26 protein-coding genes, 3 tRNA genes and 1 pseudogene are annotated in these 18,878 nt (G+C 70.1%); 18 read left to right on the forward strand and 12 right to left on the reverse strand.

Annotated elements, in window-relative coordinates; translation table 11 throughout:
- The 5 genes and pseudogenes from NO889_RS15645 to NO889_RS15665 all read right to left on the reverse strand — a co-directional run.
- Window positions 1-132 (reverse strand): annotated as a pseudogene (locus NO889_RS15645) (IS6 family transposase); the annotation flags it as partial.
- Window positions 133-194: 62 nt separating this feature from the next.
- Window positions 195-1,214 (reverse strand): RNA-guided pseudouridylation complex pseudouridine synthase subunit Cbf5, encoded by a 1,020-nt coding sequence (locus NO889_RS15650; protein ID WP_256413162.1) that lies wholly within the window; start codon window positions 1,212-1,214, stop codon window positions 195-197.
- A gap of 39 nt (window positions 1,215-1,253) precedes the next feature.
- Window positions 1,254-1,832, reverse strand: a complete 579-nt coding sequence (gene cmk, locus NO889_RS15655) for a (d)CMP kinase (protein ID WP_256413163.1) — start codon at window positions 1,830-1,832, stop codon at window positions 1,254-1,256.
- A gap of 78 nt (window positions 1,833-1,910) precedes the next feature.
- Window positions 1,911-2,273 carry a DUF7977 family protein gene (locus tag NO889_RS15660; RefSeq protein WP_256413164.1) on the reverse strand — a complete coding sequence of 121 codons (363 nt, stop codon included), beginning with the start codon at window positions 2,271-2,273 and terminating at the stop codon, window positions 1,911-1,913.
- A complete protein-coding gene (locus NO889_RS15665; protein ID WP_256413165.1) occupies window positions 2,263-3,303 on the reverse strand; it encodes a zinc-binding dehydrogenase in 1,041 nt (346 codons plus the stop codon). The genes NO889_RS15660 and NO889_RS15665 overlap by 11 nt, the downstream gene beginning before the upstream one ends.
- Before the next feature lie 214 nt (window positions 3,304-3,517).
- Between NO889_RS15665 and NO889_RS15670 the strand changes: the two genes are divergently transcribed.
- The 13 genes from NO889_RS15670 (at window position 3,518) to rpsB (ending at window position 9,750) form a co-directional block, all read left to right on the forward strand.
- A tRNA-Ser gene (locus tag NO889_RS15670) sits at window positions 3,518-3,603 on the forward strand.
- Between the two features lie 56 nt (window positions 3,604-3,659).
- Entirely contained in the window at window positions 3,660-4,181 is a 522-nt protein-coding gene (locus NO889_RS15675; protein ID WP_256413166.1) for a 30S ribosomal protein S13, read from the forward strand.
- A complete protein-coding gene (locus tag NO889_RS15680) occupies window positions 4,178-4,705 on the forward strand; it encodes a 30S ribosomal protein S4 (RefSeq protein ID WP_256413167.1) in 528 nt (175 codons plus the stop codon). Before NO889_RS15675 ends, NO889_RS15680 begins: the two co-directional genes overlap by 4 nt.
- 6 nt (window positions 4,706-4,711) lie before the next feature.
- Complete coding sequence (locus tag NO889_RS15685; RefSeq protein ID WP_066417396.1) at window positions 4,712-5,101, forward strand: 30S ribosomal protein S11; 390 nt, start codon at window positions 4,712-4,714, stop codon at window positions 5,099-5,101.
- A 1-nt stretch (window position 5,102) separates the two neighbouring features.
- Window positions 5,103-5,855: a DNA-directed RNA polymerase subunit D gene (locus NO889_RS15690; RefSeq protein WP_256413168.1), complete on the forward strand. Its 753-nt coding sequence runs from the start codon at window positions 5,103-5,105 to the stop codon at window positions 5,853-5,855.
- Between the two features lie 136 nt (window positions 5,856-5,991).
- Window positions 5,992-6,076: transfer RNA gene (locus tag NO889_RS15695), tRNA-Leu, on the forward strand.
- A 38-nt stretch (window positions 6,077-6,114) separates the two neighbouring features.
- Entirely contained in the window at window positions 6,115-6,468 is a 354-nt protein-coding gene (locus NO889_RS15700; RefSeq protein ID WP_256413169.1) for a 50S ribosomal protein L18e, read from the forward strand.
- Entirely contained in the window at window positions 6,465-6,914 is a 450-nt protein-coding gene (locus NO889_RS15705) for a 50S ribosomal protein L13 (RefSeq protein WP_142986396.1), read from the forward strand. Before NO889_RS15700 ends, NO889_RS15705 begins: the two co-directional genes overlap by 4 nt.
- The gene (locus NO889_RS15710; protein WP_256413170.1) at window positions 6,908-7,306 is read left to right on the forward strand and encodes a 30S ribosomal protein S9; all 399 of its coding nucleotides are present in this window, start codon (window positions 6,908-6,910) and stop codon (window positions 7,304-7,306) included. The genes NO889_RS15705 and NO889_RS15710 overlap by 7 nt, the downstream gene beginning before the upstream one ends.
- Before the next feature lie 12 nt (window positions 7,307-7,318).
- The gene (locus tag NO889_RS15715) at window positions 7,319-7,513 is read left to right on the forward strand and encodes a DNA-directed RNA polymerase subunit N (protein WP_149783217.1); all 195 of its coding nucleotides are present in this window, start codon (window positions 7,319-7,321) and stop codon (window positions 7,511-7,513) included.
- A 2-nt stretch (window positions 7,514-7,515) separates the two neighbouring features.
- A complete protein-coding gene (locus tag NO889_RS15720; RefSeq protein WP_256413171.1) occupies window positions 7,516-7,698 on the forward strand; it encodes a DNA-directed RNA polymerase subunit K in 183 nt (60 codons plus the stop codon).
- Window positions 7,695-8,897, forward strand: coding sequence for a phosphopyruvate hydratase (gene eno, locus NO889_RS15725; RefSeq protein WP_256413172.1), 1,203 nt, complete (start codon window positions 7,695-7,697; stop codon window positions 8,895-8,897). The genes NO889_RS15720 and eno overlap by 4 nt, the downstream gene beginning before the upstream one ends.
- A gap of 16 nt (window positions 8,898-8,913) precedes the next feature.
- Window positions 8,914-9,750, forward strand: coding sequence for a 30S ribosomal protein S2 (gene rpsB, locus NO889_RS15730; RefSeq protein ID WP_256413173.1), 837 nt, complete (start codon window positions 8,914-8,916; stop codon window positions 9,748-9,750).
- A gap of 73 nt (window positions 9,751-9,823) precedes the next feature.
- Here the strand turns inward: rpsB and NO889_RS15735 are convergent, their stop codons facing one another.
- Entirely contained in the window at window positions 9,824-10,204 is a 381-nt protein-coding gene (locus tag NO889_RS15735) for a hypothetical protein (protein WP_256413174.1), read from the reverse strand.
- A 124-nt stretch (window positions 10,205-10,328) separates the two neighbouring features.
- Here NO889_RS15735 and mvk point away from each other — a divergent pair, with 124 nt between their 5' ends.
- The 4 genes from mvk to NO889_RS15755 all read left to right on the forward strand — a co-directional run bounded on the left by mvk (window position 10,329) and on the right by NO889_RS15755 (window position 13,636).
- Complete coding sequence (gene mvk / locus NO889_RS15740) at window positions 10,329-11,345, forward strand: mevalonate kinase (RefSeq protein ID WP_256413175.1); 1,017 nt, start codon at window positions 10,329-10,331, stop codon at window positions 11,343-11,345.
- Complete coding sequence (locus tag NO889_RS15745; RefSeq protein WP_379787738.1) at window positions 11,342-12,148, forward strand: isopentenyl phosphate kinase; 807 nt, start codon at window positions 11,342-11,344, stop codon at window positions 12,146-12,148. The genes mvk and NO889_RS15745 overlap by 4 nt, the downstream gene beginning before the upstream one ends.
- A 103-nt stretch (window positions 12,149-12,251) precedes the next feature.
- Window positions 12,252-13,289 carry an Mrp/NBP35 family ATP-binding protein gene (locus NO889_RS15750; RefSeq protein ID WP_256413176.1) on the forward strand — a complete coding sequence of 346 codons (1,038 nt, stop codon included), beginning with the start codon at window positions 12,252-12,254 and terminating at the stop codon, window positions 13,287-13,289.
- Entirely contained in the window at window positions 13,286-13,636 is a 351-nt protein-coding gene (locus tag NO889_RS15755) for a DUF7976 family protein (protein ID WP_256413177.1), read from the forward strand. The genes NO889_RS15750 and NO889_RS15755 overlap by 4 nt, the downstream gene beginning before the upstream one ends.
- Window positions 13,637-13,682: 46 nt before the next feature.
- Here the strand turns inward: NO889_RS15755 and NO889_RS15760 are convergent.
- The 3 genes from NO889_RS15760 to NO889_RS15770 all read right to left on the reverse strand — a co-directional run bounded on the left by NO889_RS15760 (window position 13,683) and on the right by NO889_RS15770 (window position 15,050).
- Window positions 13,683-13,756, reverse strand: a tRNA-Thr gene (locus NO889_RS15760).
- A 76-nt stretch (window positions 13,757-13,832) separates the two neighbouring features.
- Entirely contained in the window at window positions 13,833-14,381 is a 549-nt protein-coding gene (locus tag NO889_RS15765; RefSeq protein WP_256413178.1) for a GNAT family N-acetyltransferase, read from the reverse strand.
- Between the two features lie 51 nt (window positions 14,382-14,432).
- Window positions 14,433-15,050: a CBS domain-containing protein gene (locus NO889_RS15770; protein WP_256413179.1), complete on the reverse strand. Its 618-nt coding sequence runs from the start codon at window positions 15,048-15,050 to the stop codon at window positions 14,433-14,435.
- 173 nt (window positions 15,051-15,223) lie between these two features.
- On the opposite strand from NO889_RS15770, the gene udk reads away from it, so the two are divergent.
- Window positions 15,224-15,922 (forward strand): uridine kinase, encoded by a 699-nt coding sequence (gene udk, locus NO889_RS15775; protein WP_256413180.1) that lies wholly within the window; start codon window positions 15,224-15,226, stop codon window positions 15,920-15,922.
- Between the two features lie 47 nt (window positions 15,923-15,969).
- On the opposite strand, the gene NO889_RS15780 is transcribed toward udk, so the two are convergent.
- The 3 genes from NO889_RS15780 to NO889_RS15790 all read right to left on the reverse strand — a co-directional run bounded on the left by NO889_RS15780 (window position 15,970) and on the right by NO889_RS15790 (window position 18,811).
- Window positions 15,970-16,383: an Lrp/AsnC family transcriptional regulator gene (locus NO889_RS15780; RefSeq protein ID WP_066417468.1), complete on the reverse strand. Its 414-nt coding sequence runs from the start codon at window positions 16,381-16,383 to the stop codon at window positions 15,970-15,972.
- 575 nt (window positions 16,384-16,958) lie between these two features.
- Window positions 16,959-17,447: a GNAT family N-acetyltransferase gene (locus tag NO889_RS15785; protein WP_256413181.1), complete on the reverse strand. Its 489-nt coding sequence runs from the start codon at window positions 17,445-17,447 to the stop codon at window positions 16,959-16,961.
- A gap of 5 nt (window positions 17,448-17,452) precedes the next feature.
- Window positions 17,453-18,811, reverse strand: coding sequence for a DUF92 domain-containing protein (locus tag NO889_RS15790; RefSeq protein WP_256413182.1), 1,359 nt, complete (start codon window positions 18,809-18,811; stop codon window positions 17,453-17,455).
- Window positions 18,812-18,878 lie beyond the last annotated feature (67 nt).

Here is an 18,878-nt window from a genome sequence, read left to right on the forward strand (position 1 = left end):
ATTCGAAAGTGATAGACCGGCAAGATGGTGGCGAATACCCTTTTCAATGATCTCGCGGGGTGTCCGCTCTCGCTCCACAAATTCCAAGTCGATCCACTCGGTAGACTCGCTGAGGCGGTTGGATTCGGACATGGACATTCGAACTACCGACCGCCTCTTTCTTAACTTAACACCGCGAACGGCTGCCGGCGGAGTTATAAAAGAACGCGTTCGAGCGCGACGGCCGCCCCCGACTCGGCGTCCGGGTCGCCGACGAACCGGCCGAGACAGACGGCCGTCCCGTTCGGCACGTAACAGGCGACGAGCGGGGGTTCCGTTTGGTCTTCGTGGTTCGCCGTGTCCGCAGCGTCGGCCGCGTCCAGATCGCTGTCGATCACGCCGGGCGCGTAGACGGGCGCGCCGGTGGCGACGTTGCGGGCGGCGGAGGGCGCGATCGTCACCGAGGGAAGGTGAACCAGCGCCTCCTCGGCGGGGCGGACCACCTCGCGGAGCGGTTCCTCTTTCCCTTCCTCCGCCCACGCGAGCGCGTCGACGAGGTCCTGAAGCGCGTGGAGGTCCGCGTCGTCGAAGGGGTCCGTGGCGGTCCGCCGGAGGTGTCCCATGTGCGCGCCGACGCCGGCGGCGAGCCCGAGGTCGTGACACAGCTTGCGGACGTACGTGCCCGACTCGCAGCCGATCCGGAGCAGGGCGCGCCGCTCCTCGAGTTCGAGCACGTCGAGGTCGTGGACCGTCCGAGTCCGGAGCCGGCGGGTGACCGCGCTCTTCCGGGGGGGCTTCTGGTAGATCTCCGCCTCGAACTCCGCGGCGACGTCCTCGAAGTCTGCGGGCGCGGGACCGTGGAGCTCCAGCACGGAGACGTACTCCTTTCCGCCCTCGAGGAACACCTGCGCCATCCGGGTCGCGGTGCCCGTGAGCGTCGGGAGACAGCCGGTGACCTTGGGATCGAGCGTGCCCGCGTGGGCGACGCCGTCGATCCGCGGCCCGTCGGGGTCGATGACCGCGAGCGCGTCGTTGATCGCGTCGCGGATCCACGCGGAGAGTTGGTGTGAGGAGGGTCCTGCGGGCTTGTCGACGTTGACGACGCCGAACCGGAGCAGCTCCGGGACCGACCGCTCGCCGGGCGGGGCGCGGATCGGGTCGTCGCTCGCGAGATCGGCGTCGTCGCTCAGGGGATCGGCGGAGTCGTCGGACCCGGCGTCGGTGTCGTCGGTCATGTTGGTGTCCGTGTGTGCTTGGGTCCCGGCGTCCGCGGGTCAGAAGTCGTAGGAGACGCCCTCGATCGGCACCTTCCCCTCGTCGTCGTCGGGGTCGTACGCCTCGACCGTGGAGACGAGCGCCTCGAGGAACCGGTCGGGGCCCCAGCGGGCGGTGTTGTAGGCGGCGTCGTAGATCGAGAGGTCGTCGATGTCGACGTCGTAGTACTCGAGGTACCGCTTTCGCTCGGAGGCCTCGCGGCGGAGCGTCTCCTCGCGGGCCTGCGAGACGGGCTTGTCCTCCCGGTCGGCGATCCGCTCGGCGCGGACCGCGACGGGGGCGTCGAACCAGAACCGCAGGTCGGCGTGGTCGCCGGCGAGCCAGCCGGCCAGCCGCGACTCGAGCACGACCGCCTCGCTGGTCGTCGCGATCTCGCGGAGGCGGCGGTCGAGGTCGCGGTCGATGTCGCCGTCGTCCTCGGCGTGCTCGTTGAACTCGACGGGCGTCATGCCGCGGTCCGCAGCCATCTCTCGGAATATGTCGCCGCCGGAGACGTGGTCGAGCCCGAGCGCCTCGGCGAGCCCCGCGGCGTTCGTGCTCTTCCCGCTTCCCGGCGGGCCGGAGACGGTGATCAACATATCCACCCTCCGGCAGGCCCGTTCAAAACGATTGTCGTTCGCGTCCGGAGCGGCTCCCGCGTGGGAGTTCCTCGCGTGCTACTCCGTCGCGGCCGTCATCGACCAGACCGCGACGAGCCCGAGCAGAACCGCGGGGACGAGCGGGAGCGCGAGGTACGTCGCGAAGAAGGTGAACCCGAACGCTCCGGGGACGTACGGGTACGCGTAGATGATTCCGGGGATGACGAGGACGCAGGTGAACAGTACGGCGGTCAGCGCCCATCCCTTCCGACCGAAGCCGTCGGCGGCCGGTTCCGCGGAGTCGCCGGGGCGTCCCGCGGGGTCGGCGGCGTCGACGGACGCGGAGCGATCCGCGTCGGTCGCGGGACCGGCGTCGCCGCCGTCCGGGGCGTCGTCCGGCGTGTGGACGTACCCGCCGTCCGCATCGGTCTCAGAGCTCACTGTCCGGTCTCAGGACCACTTTGCCAAAGCCCTCACGGTTCTCGATCAGCTCGTGGGCGCGCGCGGCCTCGCTCATCGGGAGCGTCTCGCGGATCCGGGGCTCGAAGGTGCCGTCCCAGACGAGTTCGAGGGCGTCGTCGACCTCCCCCGGCGTCGCCATCGTCGAGCCGATCACGGAGAGCTGGTTCCAGAAGATCCGGTTGAGCCCCGCGTCCGGGTTCGGGCCGGTGGTCGCGCCGCAGGTGACGAGCCTGCCGCCCTTGGCCATGGACTTCAGCGAGTCGGGGTACGTCGCCTCGCCGACGTGGTCGACGACGACGTCGACGCCGCGTTTCCCGGTCAGATCGGCGACCTCCGCGGCGAAGTCGTTCGCCTCGTAGTCGATGGCGTGGTCGGCCCCGCACGCCTCGGCGTGTGCGAGCTTCTCCTCGCTCGAGGCGGTCGCGAACACCTCACAGCCGGCGTGGTCCGCGATCTGGACCGCGGCGTGGCCGACGCCGCCGGACGCGCCGAGGACGAGCACCGACTCGCCAGCCTCCACGTCCGCGCGCGTGTGGAGCATCCGCCACGCCGTCTGGAAGACGAGCGACGCGGAGCCGGCCACCTCCCAGTCGACGCCCGACGGGACCGGAACGAGGTTCTCGGCGGGCACCGCCGCCCGTTCGGCGTGAACGCCGCGGACGTGCTCGCCCAAAATGTGAAAGGAGACGCAGAGCGACTCCTCGCCGTCCCGGCAGAACTCGCAGTTCCCGCAGGCGACGCCCGCGCTCACCGCGACGCGGTCGCCGGGCTCGAACCGATCGACGCCCTCGCCGACCGCCTCGACGACGCCCGCCGCGTCGCTGCCGGGGACATGCGGCATGTCGAGGTCGACGCCGGGGAGCCCGCGGCGGGTCCAGACGTCGAGGTGGTTCACCGCGCCGGCCTTGACGTCGACGAGCACCTCCCCGCGGTCGGGTTCGGGGTCCGGGAACTCGCCGTACTCGATCACGTCGCGGTCGCCGTGGGCGTCGAACTGGACGGCCTTCATGGAGACACCCATCGCGGGGGACCACTAAACGGTATGGCAATCGGTGTCGGCGGCGGCCCTCGCGGGCGCTCCTCGATGCCCTGGATCGCCCGTGTCAACGGGAGCCACGTCCCGGGGCTTTCGTGATGTTTAAGTAGTGAAGCGCGGTTGATCAGGACGCACGAACTGCAGGGGTGCCGGACCCCGAGTCCGCGAGGGCGACGATACGACGCGAGTTGCGGTAGCCAAGCCTGGCCCAAGGCGCAGGGTTGCTAACTCTGTGGCGTCACTGCCTCCGGGGTTCGAATCCCCGCCGCAACGCTCGACACGACCGAGCACCGCCGGATCGCGCCGGTAGGGCTCACTGCGATCAACACATGAGCACGGAAGAATCACAGGACGACTCGCCGGAGGAGGAGGAAGACCTCCAGTACTTCGTTCGGATCGGGGGCGCGGACCTCGACGGGACGAAGACGGTCGAGCGAAGCCTATCTGAACTCAACGGCATCGGCACGCGCATGGCGCGGCTGGTCGCCGAGGAGGCCGGCGTGGACCGAACGTCCACGTTCGGGCTCCTCGACGAGGAGGACATCGAGGCGGTGGTCGACGTCGCCGAGAACCTCGAGGACCACGTCCCGTCATGGATGACCAACCGACAGAGCGACTTCTTCACCGGGGAGACGACCCACCTCGTGGGCACGGACGTCAACGAGAAACGGCGTCACGACATCAACCGGATGAAGCAGATCGAATCGTACAAGGGCGTCCGCCACAAGCGCGGCCAGAAGGTCCGCGGCCAGCGGACGAAGTCCACGGGCCGGACCGAGGGGACCATCGGCGTCAACGTCGAGGAGATCCGCGAGGAGATGGCCGACGAGGAAGCGGGTGACGAGGAATGAGCACCGGCAAGAACACCAAAGGCTACGAGACGCCGAACCACCCGTACCAGGGCGAGCGGATCGCCGAGGAGTCCGACCTCCTCTCGCGGTACGGCCTGAAGAACAAAGAGGAGCTCTGGCGCGCGCAGTCGGAACTGCGTCGCATGCGCCGGGAGGCGCGACGCCTCCTCGGCGAGGCCCAGGGTGACGTCGAGGTCGCCCAGGAGGCCGGCGCGGAGTTCGTCGCACGGCTCCGCCGCATCGGCATCCTCGGCGACAACGACGACATCTCCGCGGTCCTGTCGCTCGACGTGACGGACCTCCTCGAGCGCCGCCTGCAGACGGTGGCGTACCGACAGGGGTTCGCCTCCTCGACGAAGCAGGCCCGCCAGTTCATCGTTCACGGACACGTCACCGTCGACGGGGCGCGCGTAACGCGACCCTCGGTGAAGGTCGACGTGAGCGACGAGGGCGCGATCGCCTTCGACGAGACGAGTCCGCTCGCGGACGACCTACACCCCGAGCGCGCGGAGTCACAGGAGTAACCAATTATGAGTGGATCCGAGGACGGAAAGTGGGGCATCGCCCACGTGTACGCGTCGTTCAACAACACGCTCATCACGGTCACCGACGAGACGGGCGCCGAGACGATCGCCAAGTCGTCCGGCGGCACCGTGGTGAAGCAGAACCGAGACGAGGCGTCGCCGTACGCCGCCATGCAGATGGCCGAGGTCGTCGCCGAGCGGGTCAAGGAGGCCGGCTTGGAGGGCGTCCACGTCCGCGTGCGCGGCCCCGGCGGCAACCTCAACAAGTCGACCGGCCCCGGTGCGCAGGCGACGATCCGCGCGCTGTCGCGCGCGGGCGTCGAGATCGGGCGCATCGAGGACGTCACGCCCATCCCGCACGACGGGACGAAGGCGCCAAAGAACAAGCGAGTCTGACATGACGGAAGCCGACTTCGACGTGGAGTACGTCGAACGGGACGATCGCAGCGCGCGGGTCCTGATCCGCGGGCTCACGCCGGCGTTCGCGAACGGCATCCGCCGCGCGATGATCGCCGACGTCCCGACGTTCTCGATCGACACGGTGCGGTTCGTCGAGAACTCCTCCGTGATGTTCGACGAGATGATCGGGCTGCGATTGGGGCTCGTTCCGCTGACGACGCCGCTCGACGAGTTCGAGATCGGCGACACCGTCACGCTCGCGCTCGACGTCGAGGGACCGGCCACCGCCTACTCCGGGGACATCGAGTCCGCAGAGCCGATGGTCGAACCCGCGGACGAGAACGTTCCCATCGTCGAACTGAAGGAGGGACAGCGGCTGGAGTTCGAGGCCGACGCGGTCCTCGAGGCCGGCAGAGAGCACGCCAAACACCAGGGCGGCGTCTCCGTCGGCTACCGACACCTCCAGCGCGTCTCGGTCGAGGGCGACCGCGGCGAGTTCGACGACGAGGAGCCGCGCGTCCTCCGGGGCGTCATCGAGACCCCCGAAGGGGAGGTCGTCGCCACCGACGAGTTCGGCAACGACCTCTCGGAGCGGTACCCCGGAAAGGAGGTGCGCGTCGAGGACGTCCCCGGCGCGTTCGTCTTCCACATCGAGACGGACGGCTCGTTCACGGTCGAGGAACTGCTGCTCCGCGCGATCGACTCCCTCGAGGAGCGCGCGGACGAACTTCGAACGAAGGTCGCGGTCTAAGGAATGTCGACTCCCCGAACCACGTACACGGCGCTCGCCCCGGTCGCGAGCGGCGACGCCGTCGCGGACGACGGCGCGGCCCCGAACGGCGGGACCGAAAGTGGTTTGAAGGGAGCCGGATTACCCAGGAGTGCACGCAGGGATAGCCAAGTCAGGCCAACGGCGCAGCGTTCAGGGCGCTGTCCTGTAGAGGTCCGCAGGTTCAAATCCTGCTCCCTGCACTCCGCTTTTCAGGAACCCCCCACAGGGAGGGACAGCTATGAGTAGCAAGACGAATCCGAACTTACAGAACCTCATCGCCGATCTGAAGTCGGTCTCGCGTGACTCCGGTGCCAACGTATGGCAGGACGTCGCCGACCGACTGGAGAAGCCACGGCGTACCCACGCCGAGGTCAATCTGGGTCGCATCGAACGGTACGCAAACGAAGACGAGACGGTCGTCGTTCCCGGCAAGGTGCTGGGCAGCGGCGTCTTAGAGAAGAGCGTCACCGTCGCCGCCGTCGACTTCTCGGGCACCGCCCGCACGAAGATCGACCAGGCCGGCGAGGCGGTGTCGCTCGACCAGTTCGTCGAGGACAACCCCGAGGGCGGCAACGTCCGGGTGATCCGATGAGCCTCGCGAAGGTCGACGCCGACGTCGTCGTCGACGCCCGGGACTGTATCCTGGGTCGGGTCTCCTCGAAGGTCGCCCAGCGCGTCCTCGACGGGGAGACGGTGGCCGTGGTCAACGCCGAACACGCGGTGATCACCGGCAACGAGGAGGCGACGATGGACACCTACCACACCCGCGCGAACCTCGGCTCGGACAGCGGGCCGTACTACCCCAAGCGTCCGGACCGCATCTTCAAGCGGGCCATTCGCGGCATGCTGCCGTACAAGAGCGAGGACGGCCGCGAGGCGCTCTCGAACGTCCGCGTCTACGTGGGCAACCCCTACGAGCGCGACGAGGACGCCGAGGCGGTCGTCCTCGACGGCACGTCGCTGGACCGACTCTCGAACATCAAGTTCACCACGCTCGGGGACGTCTCCGAGTCCCTGGGAGCTAACGTCACATGGTAACTAACACCTCGGGCAAGAAGAAGACGGCCGTCGCCCGCGCCACCGTGCGCGACGGCGAGGGCCGCGTTCGAATCAACTCCCAGCCGGTCGAGCTGGTCGAACCACAGCAGGCGCGTCTCAAGATGCTGGAACCGTTCCGCATCGCCGGCGAGGCGATCCGCGACGACGTCGACATCGACATCGACGTGACCGGCGGCGGGTTCAACGGCCAGGCGGACGCGACGCGGACCGCCATCGCCCGCGGGCTCGTTCAGCACCTCGGCGACGCCGAGCTGCGCGACGCGTACATGAGCTTCGATCGCACGCTGCTGGTCAACGACGTTCGCCAGTCCGAACCCAAGAAGTGGGGCGGACCCGGCGCGCGTGCCCGCTACCAGAAGTCCTACCGCTGAGGTGATCCAGTCATGATGATCCCCGTCCGGTGTTTCACGTGCGGCAACGTCGTGGGTGAACACTGGGAGGAGTTCAAAGAGCGCGCTCGCGAGGGCGAGGAGGATCCCGGCGAGGTGCTCGACGACCTCGGCGTGAACCGACACTGCTGTCGGCGGATGCTGGTAAGCCACCGGGATCTCGTCGACGTCGTCTCGCCGTACCAGTAAGAATGTCAACACAGAGATACAATCGGTACGAGAAGGCGCGGATCCTCGGGGCGCGCGCCCTACAGGTGTCCTACGGGGCTCCCGTGCTGATCGAGACGAACCAGACGGAGCCGATCCTCGTCGCCGCCGAGGAGTACGACGCGGGCGCGCTTCCGTTCACGGTCCGGAGGGAGGCCGACGCGTGACCCGGATCACCAACGTGTCGCTGCGCCGTATCCTCGACTCGCGGGGGAACCCGACGGTCGAGGCGGACGTGCTCACCGAGTCCGGCGGCTTCGGTCGCGCGGCCGCGCCGAGCGGCGCGTCGACCGGCGAGTACGAGGCGATCGAGCTCCCCGCCGAGGAGTCGATCGCGAAGGCGAGAGAGCGCGCGGTTCCCCGGCTCGAGGGGCTCTTCGCCGGCGACCAGCGGTCGGTCGACGCCGCGTTGCGCGCGGCGGACGGCACCGACGACTTCTCCGCGATCGGCGCGAACAGCGCGGTCGCCATCTCGATGGCGACCGCGAAGGCCGGCGCGGACGTGCTCGGCGCGCCGCTGTACCAGCATTTGGGCGGCGCGTTCCGCGGCGACAACTTCCCCGTGCCGCTCGGTAACGTCGTCGGCGGCGGCGAACACGCCAAGGAGGCGACCCACATCCAGGAGTTCCTCGCCGCGCCGGTCGGCGCGCCGAGCGTCTCCGAGGCCGTCTTCGCGAACGCCGCGGTCCACGCGGCGGTCGCGGACGTGCTCGACGAGCGCGGCGTGCCCGCGGCGAAGGGCGACGAGGGAGCGTGGGCCCCGCCGATCTCGGACGCGGAGGCGTTCGAGGTCGTCGCGGAGGCCGTCGAGACGGTCGAGGCGGAGGTCGGCTTCGAGATCCGCTTCGGGCTCGACATGGCCGCCGCGGAGTTGTACGACGACGAGGGCGACGCGTACGTCTACGGCGAGGAGACCAAGTCGACGGACGAGCAGATCGAGTACGTCGCCGGTCTCGTCGAGGAGTACGACCTCGCGTACGTCGAGGACCCGCTCGACGAGAACGACTACGAGGCGTTCGCCGAGCTCACCGAACGCGTGGGCGACCGGACGCTGATCTGCGGCGACGACCTGTTCGTCACCAACGTCGATCGGCTCCGCGAGGGGATCGACGTCGGCGCGGGAAACAGCATCCTGATCAAGCCGAACCAGATCGGGACGCTCTCGGACGCGTTCGACGCGGTCGAACTCGCGACCCGGAACGGGATGGAGAGCGTCATCTCCCACCGTTCGGGCGAGACGGAGGACACGACCATCGCACACCTCGCCGTGGCGACCGACGCCGCCTACATCAAGACGGGCACGGTCGGCGGCGAGCGAACCGCCAAGCTGAACGAACTGATCCGCATCGCGGACGACGCCGTATGACGGACCCACACGACGCATGAGTGAAGACAACGACGCGGTCGAACTCGACGAGGACGCCGAGACCGAGGCGGTCGACGCGGACGTCGAGGAGGAGGCCGACACGACCGAGGAATCGACCGCCGACGCGGGTGCCGAGGAGGCCTCCGCCGACGCCGGAACGGACGAAGCGACCGCCGCGGCCGACGACGTCGGGGCGGCCGACGCGGCGATCGAGGGCGACGAGGCCGAGGAGGACGCCTCGCCGTTCGACGACGACGTCATGCCCGACGACGACGTCGACCTGCTCATCCCCGTCGAGGACTACCTCTCCGCGGGTGTCCACATCGGGACCCAACAGAAGACGAAGGACATGGAGCGGTTCATCCACCGCGTCCGCGACGACGGGCTCTACGTGCTCGACGTGAGCGAGACGGACGGCCGGATCCGCACGGCGGCCGACTTCCTCGCGAACTACGATCCCGAGCAGATCCTCGTCACCTCCTCGCGGCAGTACGGCCGGTTCCCGGCCGAGAAGTTCGCCGACGCGGTCGGCGCGCGCGCCCGGACCGGACGGTTCATCCCCGGCACGCTCACCAACCCCGACTACGCCGGCTACATCGAGCCGGACGTCGTCGTGGTGACGGACCCGATCGGCGACGCGCAGGCCGTCAAGGAGGCGATCACGGTCGGCATCCCCGTGATCGCGATGTGCGACTCCAACAACCAGCTGTCGAACGTCGACCTCGTCATCCCCACGAACAACAAGGGTCGACGTGCACTGTCGGTCGTCTACTGGCTGCTCGCCAACGAGACGCTCGACCGCCGCGGTGCGGACACCGTCTTCGCCCTCGAGGACTTCGAGGACGAGCTGTAAGCCGGCCGTTCGATTCGAGTTCGACTCGCCTTTTTGCCCGCCACGCGCTCCCGCCGAGCGACGGCTCCGGCGTTCAGTCGGTTCCCGAACCGGCCTCGGCGTCCGGCACGTCGTGGGTCCACCGCGGCTCGATCTCTCGGTTGGCCATCACGATCCGGTCGCCGGCGTCCGTGTCGATCCGGGTCTTCCGCAGTTCGATGGCGGCGACGGCGTCCTCGATCGTCTCCGAGAGCGCGTAGGAGACGCCGAGCGCGACGAGCAGATCGCCCACGAGTTCGCGCTCGCCGACGTACACCCGCCCGATGGACGAACGGACGAGCGCGAGAACGATCCGAACGGTCACGTACGCGAGCCCGAGGAACACCAGTCCAGAGAGCAGTCGAGGTATCGCGACCGGCACGCCGTCGAGGAACGCGCCCAGGGCCTCCGTGAGCAGCGACACGATCGGTGACATGGAACACGCGATGGCGGCCGCCGACGAAAAGAGAGGGAAGATCGACGGATAGGGGTGATCGACGGGTCGAGATCACCGCCACGCAAGCGCAACGACTGTATGCTCGCGGAGAGACGGTCGTCGTATGACCGTCTGTGAAGCGCCGGGGAAGGTGTACCTCTTCGGCGAACACGCCGTCGTCTACGGCGAACCCGCGGTTCCGGCGGCGATAGAGCGCCGGGCTCGGGTGACTGCCGAGCCGCGGGAGGACGACCACGTCCGGGTCACCGCCGAGGACCTCTCGCTCGACGGATTCACCGTCGAGTACGCCGGCGGGACCGGCGACCGCCCCGACATCGACGCGCCAGCGCCGCTCGTCGAGGCCGCGATGGGGTACGTCGACGCCGCGGTCCGGCAGGCCCGCTCGGCGGCCGACGCGCCCGACGCCGGCTTCGACATCACGGTCGAAAGCGAGATCCCGCTGGGCGCGGGGCTTGGGTCGTCGGCCGCCGTCGTCGTCGCGGGGATCGACGCGGCCACGCGCGCGCTCGGCGAGCCGCTGGACCGCAAGGAACTGGCCGACCGCGCCTACCGCGCCGAGTTCGAGGTCCAGGAGGGCCAGGCCTCCCGCGCGGACACGTTCTGCTCGACGATGGGCGGGGCGGTCCGGGTCGAGGGGGACGACTGCGAGGCGATCGACGCCCCGAACCTCCCGTTCGTGATCGGGTTCGACGGCGGCGCGGGCGACACCGGCGCGCTCGTCGCCGGCGTTCGCGAACTCCGCGAGGAGTACCGGTTCGCAGCCGACACGGTTCGGGCGATCGGCGACATCGTGCGCGACGGCGAGGAGCTGCTGGCCGAGGCGGTGCCCGAGGCGGACCCCTCCCGCGAGCTGCTCGAGGAACTCGGCGACCTGATGGACTTCAACCACGGCCTGTTGGCCGCGCTCGGCGTCTCGGCGCGCTCGCTCGATGCGATGGTGTGGGCGGCGCGGGACGCGGGCGCACACGGCGCGAAGCTCACCGGGGCCGGCGGGGGCGGCTGTATCGTCGCGCTCGACCCCGGCGCGGAGACGCCGACCGCACTCTCGTTCACGCAGGGATGTGAGGAGGCGTTCCGCGCCGAACTCGCCACCGAGGGCGTCCGAGTGGTGGAGCCGTGACCGCCGACGGCCCGTCCGCTCCCGGCCACGATCCGTCCGCAGCCACCGACCATCCGCCCGTCGTGCTCAAGCTCGGCGGGAGCGTGATCACGGAGAAGGACCGCCCCGAGACCGTCGACGAGTCGGCGCTCGCGGCCGCCTGTGACGCGGTCGCGAGGGCGCTGGGCGGGTCGGTCGATCGGCTCGTCGTGGTCCACGGCGGCGGGAGCTTCGGGCACCACCACGCCAGCGAACACGGCGTCTCGACGACCGAGGGAACCCACGACGACGACGCGGTGACGGATATCCACGGCGCGATGGTGCGGCTCAATCGGGCCGTCATCTCGGCGCTTCGCGACCGCGACGTGCCCGCGATTCCCGTCCACCCGCTCTCGCTCGCGGCGCGGTCGGGGGGCGTCGGGGGCGACCTCGACCTGCCGCTCTCCTCGACGGCGACGCTGCTCGGGGAGGGGTTCGTCCCGGTGCTTCACGGCGACGGGGTCGCGACCGCAGCCGAGGGGGTGACGGTCGTCTCCGGCGACGAACTGGTCGTCGAACTCGCCGCGGGGCTCGGGGCCGACCGGATCGGCGTCTGTTCGACCGTTCCCGGCGTCCTCGACGAGGAAGGGTCGGTGATCGAGCGCATCGACTCCTTCGAGGCGGTCGCCGACGCGCTCGGTGCGAGCGACGCGACCGACGTCTCCGGCGGAATGGCGGCGAAGGTCGCGGAGCTGCTCGCGCTCGACGCGCCGGCGGCCGTCTTCGGTCCGGCGGGACTGGAGGCGTTCCTCCGCGGCGAGGCGGTCGGCACGCGGATCGAGTGACCGATCCCGGTCCCGTCGCGACGGGATCGACGCGCAGTGGAGGACCCGCCCGCGACGCCGTCGGTGGGGAACCCTTATTCGCGTCTCCGCCCTCCTCCCGGACATGAACGAAGCGGACGTACGGGACCGTCTACGGGCGGTCGAAGACCCGGACCTCGGCGACGACATCGTCTCGCTCGGGCTGGTGAACGACGTCGAGATCGACGGCGGGACCGCGCGGGTGTCGCTCGCGCTCGGGGCCCCGTTCTCGCCGCACGAGTCGACGATCGCCGACGACGTGCGGGCGGCGCTCGCGGACTCGGGACTCGACGTGGAGCTGTCGGCGTCGATCCCCGAGGACCTCTCGGCGGACGAACAGGTGCTGCCCGGCGTCGAGAACGTGATCGCGGTCGCCTCGGGGAAGGGCGGCGTCGGGAAGTCGACGGTGGCGGTGAACCTCGCGGCGGGGCTCTCGGCGCTCGGCGCGCGGGTCGGCCTCTTCGACGCGGACGTGTACGGTCCGAACGTCCCGCGGATGGTCGCCGCTGAGGAGCGCCCGCAGACGGACGGCGAGACGATCGTGCCGCCCGAGCGGTACGGCGTGAAGCTCATGAGCATGGACTTCCTCACCGGCGAGGACGACCCCGTCATCTGGCGCGGCCCGATGGTCCACAAGATCATCACCCAGCTCGTCGAGGACGTCGAGTGGGGCGAGCTCGACTACCTCGTGATGGACCTCCCGCCGGGCACCGGCGACACCCAGCTCACGATCCTCCAGACGCTGCCGCTCACGGGCGCGGTGATCGTCACCACGCCACAGGACGTGGCGCTCGACGACGCGGTGAAGGGCCTCCGGATGTTCGGCAAACACGACACGAACGTGCTCGGGATCGCGGAGAACATGTCCGGGTTCCGGTGTCCCGACTGCGGCGGCTTCCACGAGATATTCGGCTCCGGCGGCGGGAAGGCGATGGCGGCCGACCACGACCTGCCGTTCCTCGGCGGGATCCCGCTCGACCCGGCCGTGCGGACCGGCGGCGACGACGGCGCGCCGGTCGTGCTCGGGGAGGGCGACACCGCCGACGCGTTCCGAGTGATCACGGAAAACGTCGCGAACAACGCCGGCGTCGTCCGCCGTCGCGAGGCCAGCGAGGGACGATGACCGGGGGCGAGGAACGGGAGGAACGCGGGGAGGACGACGGTGACGGAGAGAGTCCCGGCGACGAGTCGGCCGATCCGCTTGAGGCCGCCGGCGTCGACCCGGTCGTGCCGGATTCGGCGTCCGACGCGGCGGGCGAGGCGTTCGTGGACGACGCGGAGGTCCGGGCGTTCCTCCGGGAGGTCGCGGACGACGTGCGGGGAGACAGTTCCGAGAGCAAGCAGCTCTCGGCGGTGCTGTACCGCGTGTCAGACCTGTACGATCCAGACGAGGTGACTTCGCCCGAGGAGATCTACCTCAACGTTCGTCACATCATGCGGATCAAAGAGCAGGGCGGGATCGAGCGGTAGCCGCGGTCGTCGGAGAAGCCGAATCCGGGGCTGCCGGACGGTCGAAAGCCAGGGCAGGGAGTTGAACCCCGGAAGTCTCGATTACAAGTCGAGTGCATGAACCACCCATGCTCCCCTGGCGCGGCCGGACGTTCTCGGCGCTCGTATGAGTGCGTGTCGCTTTCGGCGAACCTCCCGGAGGGATCCCCGACACGACTCACTCCTCGTCGTCGATCGCCTTGCGGAGTTCGACCCGGTGGAGGTCGTATCCGCGGTCGGCGTAGAACGCTCGCGCCCGCTCGTTGTCCGCGAGCGCCTCCAATGCGACCGCGTCAGCGCCCGCCGCCGCGAGCTCGCGTTCGGCCGTCGCGAGCAGCGCCGATCCGATCCCCTCGCCGCGGCGCTCCGGCGTCACGAAGAGGTTGCTGACGACGCCGCGCGTCCGGTCGCGTTCGTAGCCGTCGCGCTCGAGCGAGAACGCCACGAAGCCGACGATCGCCCCCTCGGAGGCGTCCGCCTCGTCGTTCTCCCCGCCGCCTTTCGCGTCGTTCGCCCCGTCGTTCTCCCCGCCGTCTCGCGCCACGAGCAGCTCGCCGGTGACGACGCTCCGAGCGACCCACTCCCTGACCGCGGACCGGTTCGCCGACGCGAGCAGCGTCGACCCGTGCCGTCGCTGGCCGCGGGCGAGCGCCACCCACTGGTCCGTGATCGCGTCGACGTCGTCGACGGTCGCCGCGACGATCCGCGGTCCCTCGGAGTTCGACACGGCTCGTGGTAGTGGCCTGCCGCGTTTGAGCCTGCCGCTCGATCCGTCGGCTCAGACCTCCCGGCAGTTCGGACAGATCGCCTGTCCGTTCGCGTCCGCGAGATCCGGTGCGAGCGCGCCGCACACCTCACAGACGCCCTGGGTCGGGGCACCGGCGGCGTCCGTCGAGGACGCGGTTCGTGCCCGCTCGGACCCGCGCGCGGCGTCGGCGGTCCCCGACCGCGTCGTCTCGAGGCGCGCTCCGTTCCGCACGTCGGCGGCGGCCGTCGGCTCCTCGGGGGGATCCTCCTCCCGCGCCGCGCCCGCGGCGAGCGAGTCGCGGGCGGTGACGACCCCGACCGCCTCCCCGTCGGCGGCGACGACGACGCGGTCGACCCCCTCCGCGACCAGCCGCTCCTCGACGGCCCGCAGCCCGTCGTCGGGGGCGACCGTCGGCAGCGGCGGCCGCATCACCGATCCCACGGTCGCGTCGTCGACGTCGCCCTCGAGGACGGCCGCGAGCGCGTCCCGCGCGGCGAGCCGGCCGACGGCTTCCCCGCCGCGGAGGACGACCAGGCAGTCGGTTCCCTCCTCGACCAACAGCGCGGCCGCGTCGGCGAGCGGGTCCGACTCGCTGACCCCGAGGAACTCCCGATGCATCACGTCTCGAACCGTGGTGTCTATGCGCATACTCGCGGATCGGCGGCGAACGGCTAAAAACTGCCCCCGGTACCGTTATCACGCCTCCGGGCGTAGGATCCCCTTCGGCGGGCGATGCGGACCAGCGGACGACCACGGCGATGGACGAACGCGGACCGAAGCGGAAAGGGAGCCTTGAAACGCCCCGGCGTCGGAACGCGACCATGACCATACCCTCGTTCGTGATCGGGATCGCGGGGGGGACCGGCGCGGGGAAGACGACGGTCTCCCGGCTCGTCACCCGGAACTTCGGCGATGACGTCACGCGGATCCCGCTCGACAACTACTACGAGGACCGCTCGGAGCTCTCCTTCGAGGAGCGACGCGAGGTCAACTACGACCACCCCTCCGCCTTCGAGTGGGCCCTCCTCCGCGAGCATCTCGAGACGCTGTTGGAGGGCCGATCGGTCCAGATGCCCCGGTACGACTTCGAGGTCCACAACCGGAAGGAGGAGCGGACCACCGTCGAGCCGACCGACGTCATCGTGCTCGAGGGGATCCTCGCGCTCCACGACGAGGACATAAACGGGATGATGGACCTCCGGCTGTACGTCGAGACGGACGCGGACGTGCGGATCCTCCGGCGGATCCGCCGCGACGTGCTCGAGCGCGGCCGCGACCTGGAGGGCGTGATCGACCAGTACCTCTCGACGGTGAAGCCGATGCACGAGCGGTTCATCGAGCCGACGAAGGGCCACGCCGACCTGATCATTCCGGAGGGAGCGAACAGCGTGGCGGTCAACCTGATCGAGGAGAAGCTCCACGCCGAGATCGAGGGGAACGCCGTGCGTAACTGGGAGCGCGGAAGCCTGGAGCGGGAACTCGCCGAGAAGCGGTCGCCGGACCTCGATACCGAGAACTGAGGGTCGCCGGTCGGTGCTCGTCTCACTGCATCCGCGATCGTTTCGGGTCAGCCGAGTCGCTCGTCGAGGATCAGCCGGGTCTTCGTGGATTTGACGTCGTCGAGTTCGCGCGCCTGCGTGATGAGTTCGTTGACGGCGCGGGTGTCGACCGCGTCGACGACGAGGACGATGTCGTCCTCGCCGGAGACCTGCCAGACGAAGTCGACTTCCTCCCACTCCACCATGCGCTCGCCGACGGCGGCGGTGTCGACGTTCATCTCCACGGAGATCTCGATCATCGCCTTCACGTTTCCGGTCCGGGTGGTGACGGTGAACCGCTCGATGATGCCCTCCTCGGTCAGCCGGTCGACGCGGTTGCGGACCGTCCCCTCGGAGGTGCCGACCCGGTCGGCGATCTCGGTGTAGGGGGTTCGCGCGTCCCGTCGCAGGATCGAGAGGATCCGGCGGTCGAGGTCGTCCATACGACGGGGAGGGTCGGCGACGACTTACCGCTTACGAAGATCGTAACTACCCTTCGAACTCCACAGCGAGATCGACTCGTGAGTGCGATGTTCGCAGCCGATCTCGGTGACCTCCTCAACAGTGACTCTTCCGGTCCGAGTGCGGTCGATACAGCCTAAGCAACGAGCGATCGTCCGAACGGTCGGCGCGCCTCCTCGCGTCCCGACGGGACGCGAGGAGCCCGCGAGGGACGCCACGAGCGCTTGAAAAGCGCGAGTGGCGAGGTTGGGGAGGCGTGAGGTGCGGTTGCGGGGCGGTTGCGGGCGGACTCAAAGGGACAGCCGGCTCCGGGAAGACGGCCGACGCAAGCACCGCAGCGAACGAAGTGAGCGAGGAGCGCAGCGAGGCCCTCGACTGGAGCCGGCTGGGGCTTTGGACGTCGTCACCGCGCCAGCAACGATCTCCTTCTACTCATCCCAACCGCTACTGAAACACCCGTCCAATAAGCATCCACCTCTCGCAGATGGTTCGCGATTACAGCTACGAAACCGGTATCTCCACTCCCCGTTCCCGAACGTGTGACGCGGCCACCCGTCTACTCCCGACGCAACACGAGCGCGTCGCCGTCGACGTACGCGTCCGGCCGGCGGTCGACCACGTCGAACCCGCACGCCTCGTAGAGCGCGAGCGCGGCGTCGTTGTCGGGATGTGCCTGGAGCGTCACGGGGCCGTCCGCGCCGTCGACGACCGCCGCGAGGAGTCCGCTGGCGCGACCCTCCCGGCGGAAGGCGGGATCGACCACGAGTTCGGCGAGGTGAGACCCGGACCGCGTCGGCGCGTCCACCGGGAGCGCGTAGCCGACGACGGAACCGCCCTCGGCGACCGAACCGTCCTCGGTGACGTCCGCGTCGTCCGCCGCGCGGGCGTCAGCGACGCTCACGAACCCGGACCCGATCGCGATCCCGTACTCTAGCAAGTCCGAACTCGGCTCGCGGAGGTGTCGCTGGAGGGATCGAACGCGGTCGGCGTCGGCGGGACGGATCGGCCGGACGCGCGGATCCGAGGGGCCGTCGAGGTCGGTCATCGGGATCACCCGACCGCGACGCCGACGCCGACCGCGAGGGCCGCGCCGGAGAGCGTCGCGAGGAAGTTCACGGTCTGGTTGCCGATCCGGCCGCCCTCGACCAACGCGCCGAGGACGCTGTCGACGGTCATCCCGAACACGCCCGCGAGGACCACGACGCCGCCGGCCCGGAGGACGCTGCCGACGACGACGGGGTCGAGGACCGAGACGGGGGGTACGGCGAGGACCGCGATCAGCGCCGCCCCGGCGGCCCCGGCGACGCCCCCCTGCCACGTCACGGCCCCGTCGGTGCCGGGCTCGACCGGGCGGAGCGTCGTGATCAGCCGCGGGGCGTCGAAGAGCCCGCCGATCTCCGAGGAGAGGGTGTCCGCCATCGCGGTGGCGACCGCGCCGGCGAACGCGAGCCGGAAGACCGACTCGGGAACCGCGAGGTGGCCGGCCGCGGCGTACCCGAGGAGTGCGGCGAGCGCGACCGCCGAGTTGGCGAGGACGTTCCCCGTTCCGCGCGCACCCTGGTTCTCCTGGGCGACGCCGCGGTCGGCCTTCTCCTCGAAGCGGTACTTCGAGGCGAGTCCCCCGCCCGCATAAAAGGCCATCAGCGTGAGGAACCAGGCCACCCCACCGAGCACGACGGTGAGAAGCGAGAGCAGCACCCCGGTGAGCATCCCCGGCACCGAGGCGGCCCCGAGCGCGTAGGAGGCGTACCCGAGCCCGGCCGTCACGGCGAGCGCCGCGACGACGCCGACGGCGGTCACGGTCGGGGCGAGCGCCGTGAACCCCCACGCGACCAGCGCGACGATGACGACCGTGATGTGGGCGTCCCGCGCGTACACGAGCGACCGGACGAGCGCCGCGGTCAGGACCGCGACGGAGCCGAGGAACGCGAACTCGGGAAGCGAGCCGACGGGCGCGCCGAGCCCGCCGGAGGCGATCAGTTCGGCCGCCGCGCCGGAGGCCACCTGTCCGATGACCGCGGCGACGCCGCCGGCGAGGAGGTAGCCGGCGACGAGCCGGAACTCGTCGTCGGAGCGCGTCCGGACGAATTCGCGACCGAGCCGGCCGCCGCCGACCGCGAGCGCGGCCGCCGCGAACGCTCCGGCGGGCAGCGGGACGGGAGGGAACGTGGCGACGACGGCGAGCCCGGCGAGCGCGAGCGCGAACGCGCCGACGCCGTAGAGGCGATCCGCCTCCCTGTCGCCGGGAAGCGCGAGGGTCTCGAACCACTCGCCGTCGCGGATGGCGAGGAGGAACGCGCCGGCGGCGACCAGGAAGGGAACGGCGGCGGCGCGGCCGAGCGCCGGTGCGAACGCCGCGAGCGCGGCCACCGCGGCGAACACGCTCGCGCGTCTGACCCTCCGATACACACCGACGAGTATCCGCGACGACCACTTAACCCTCCCGACAGCGGGGCGACACGGTCGTTCGGCGGCC

Source organism: Halorubrum rubrum (assembly GCF_024494685.1).
Lineage (GTDB): Archaea > Halobacteriota > Halobacteria > Halobacteriales > Haloferacaceae > Halorubrum > Halorubrum rubrum.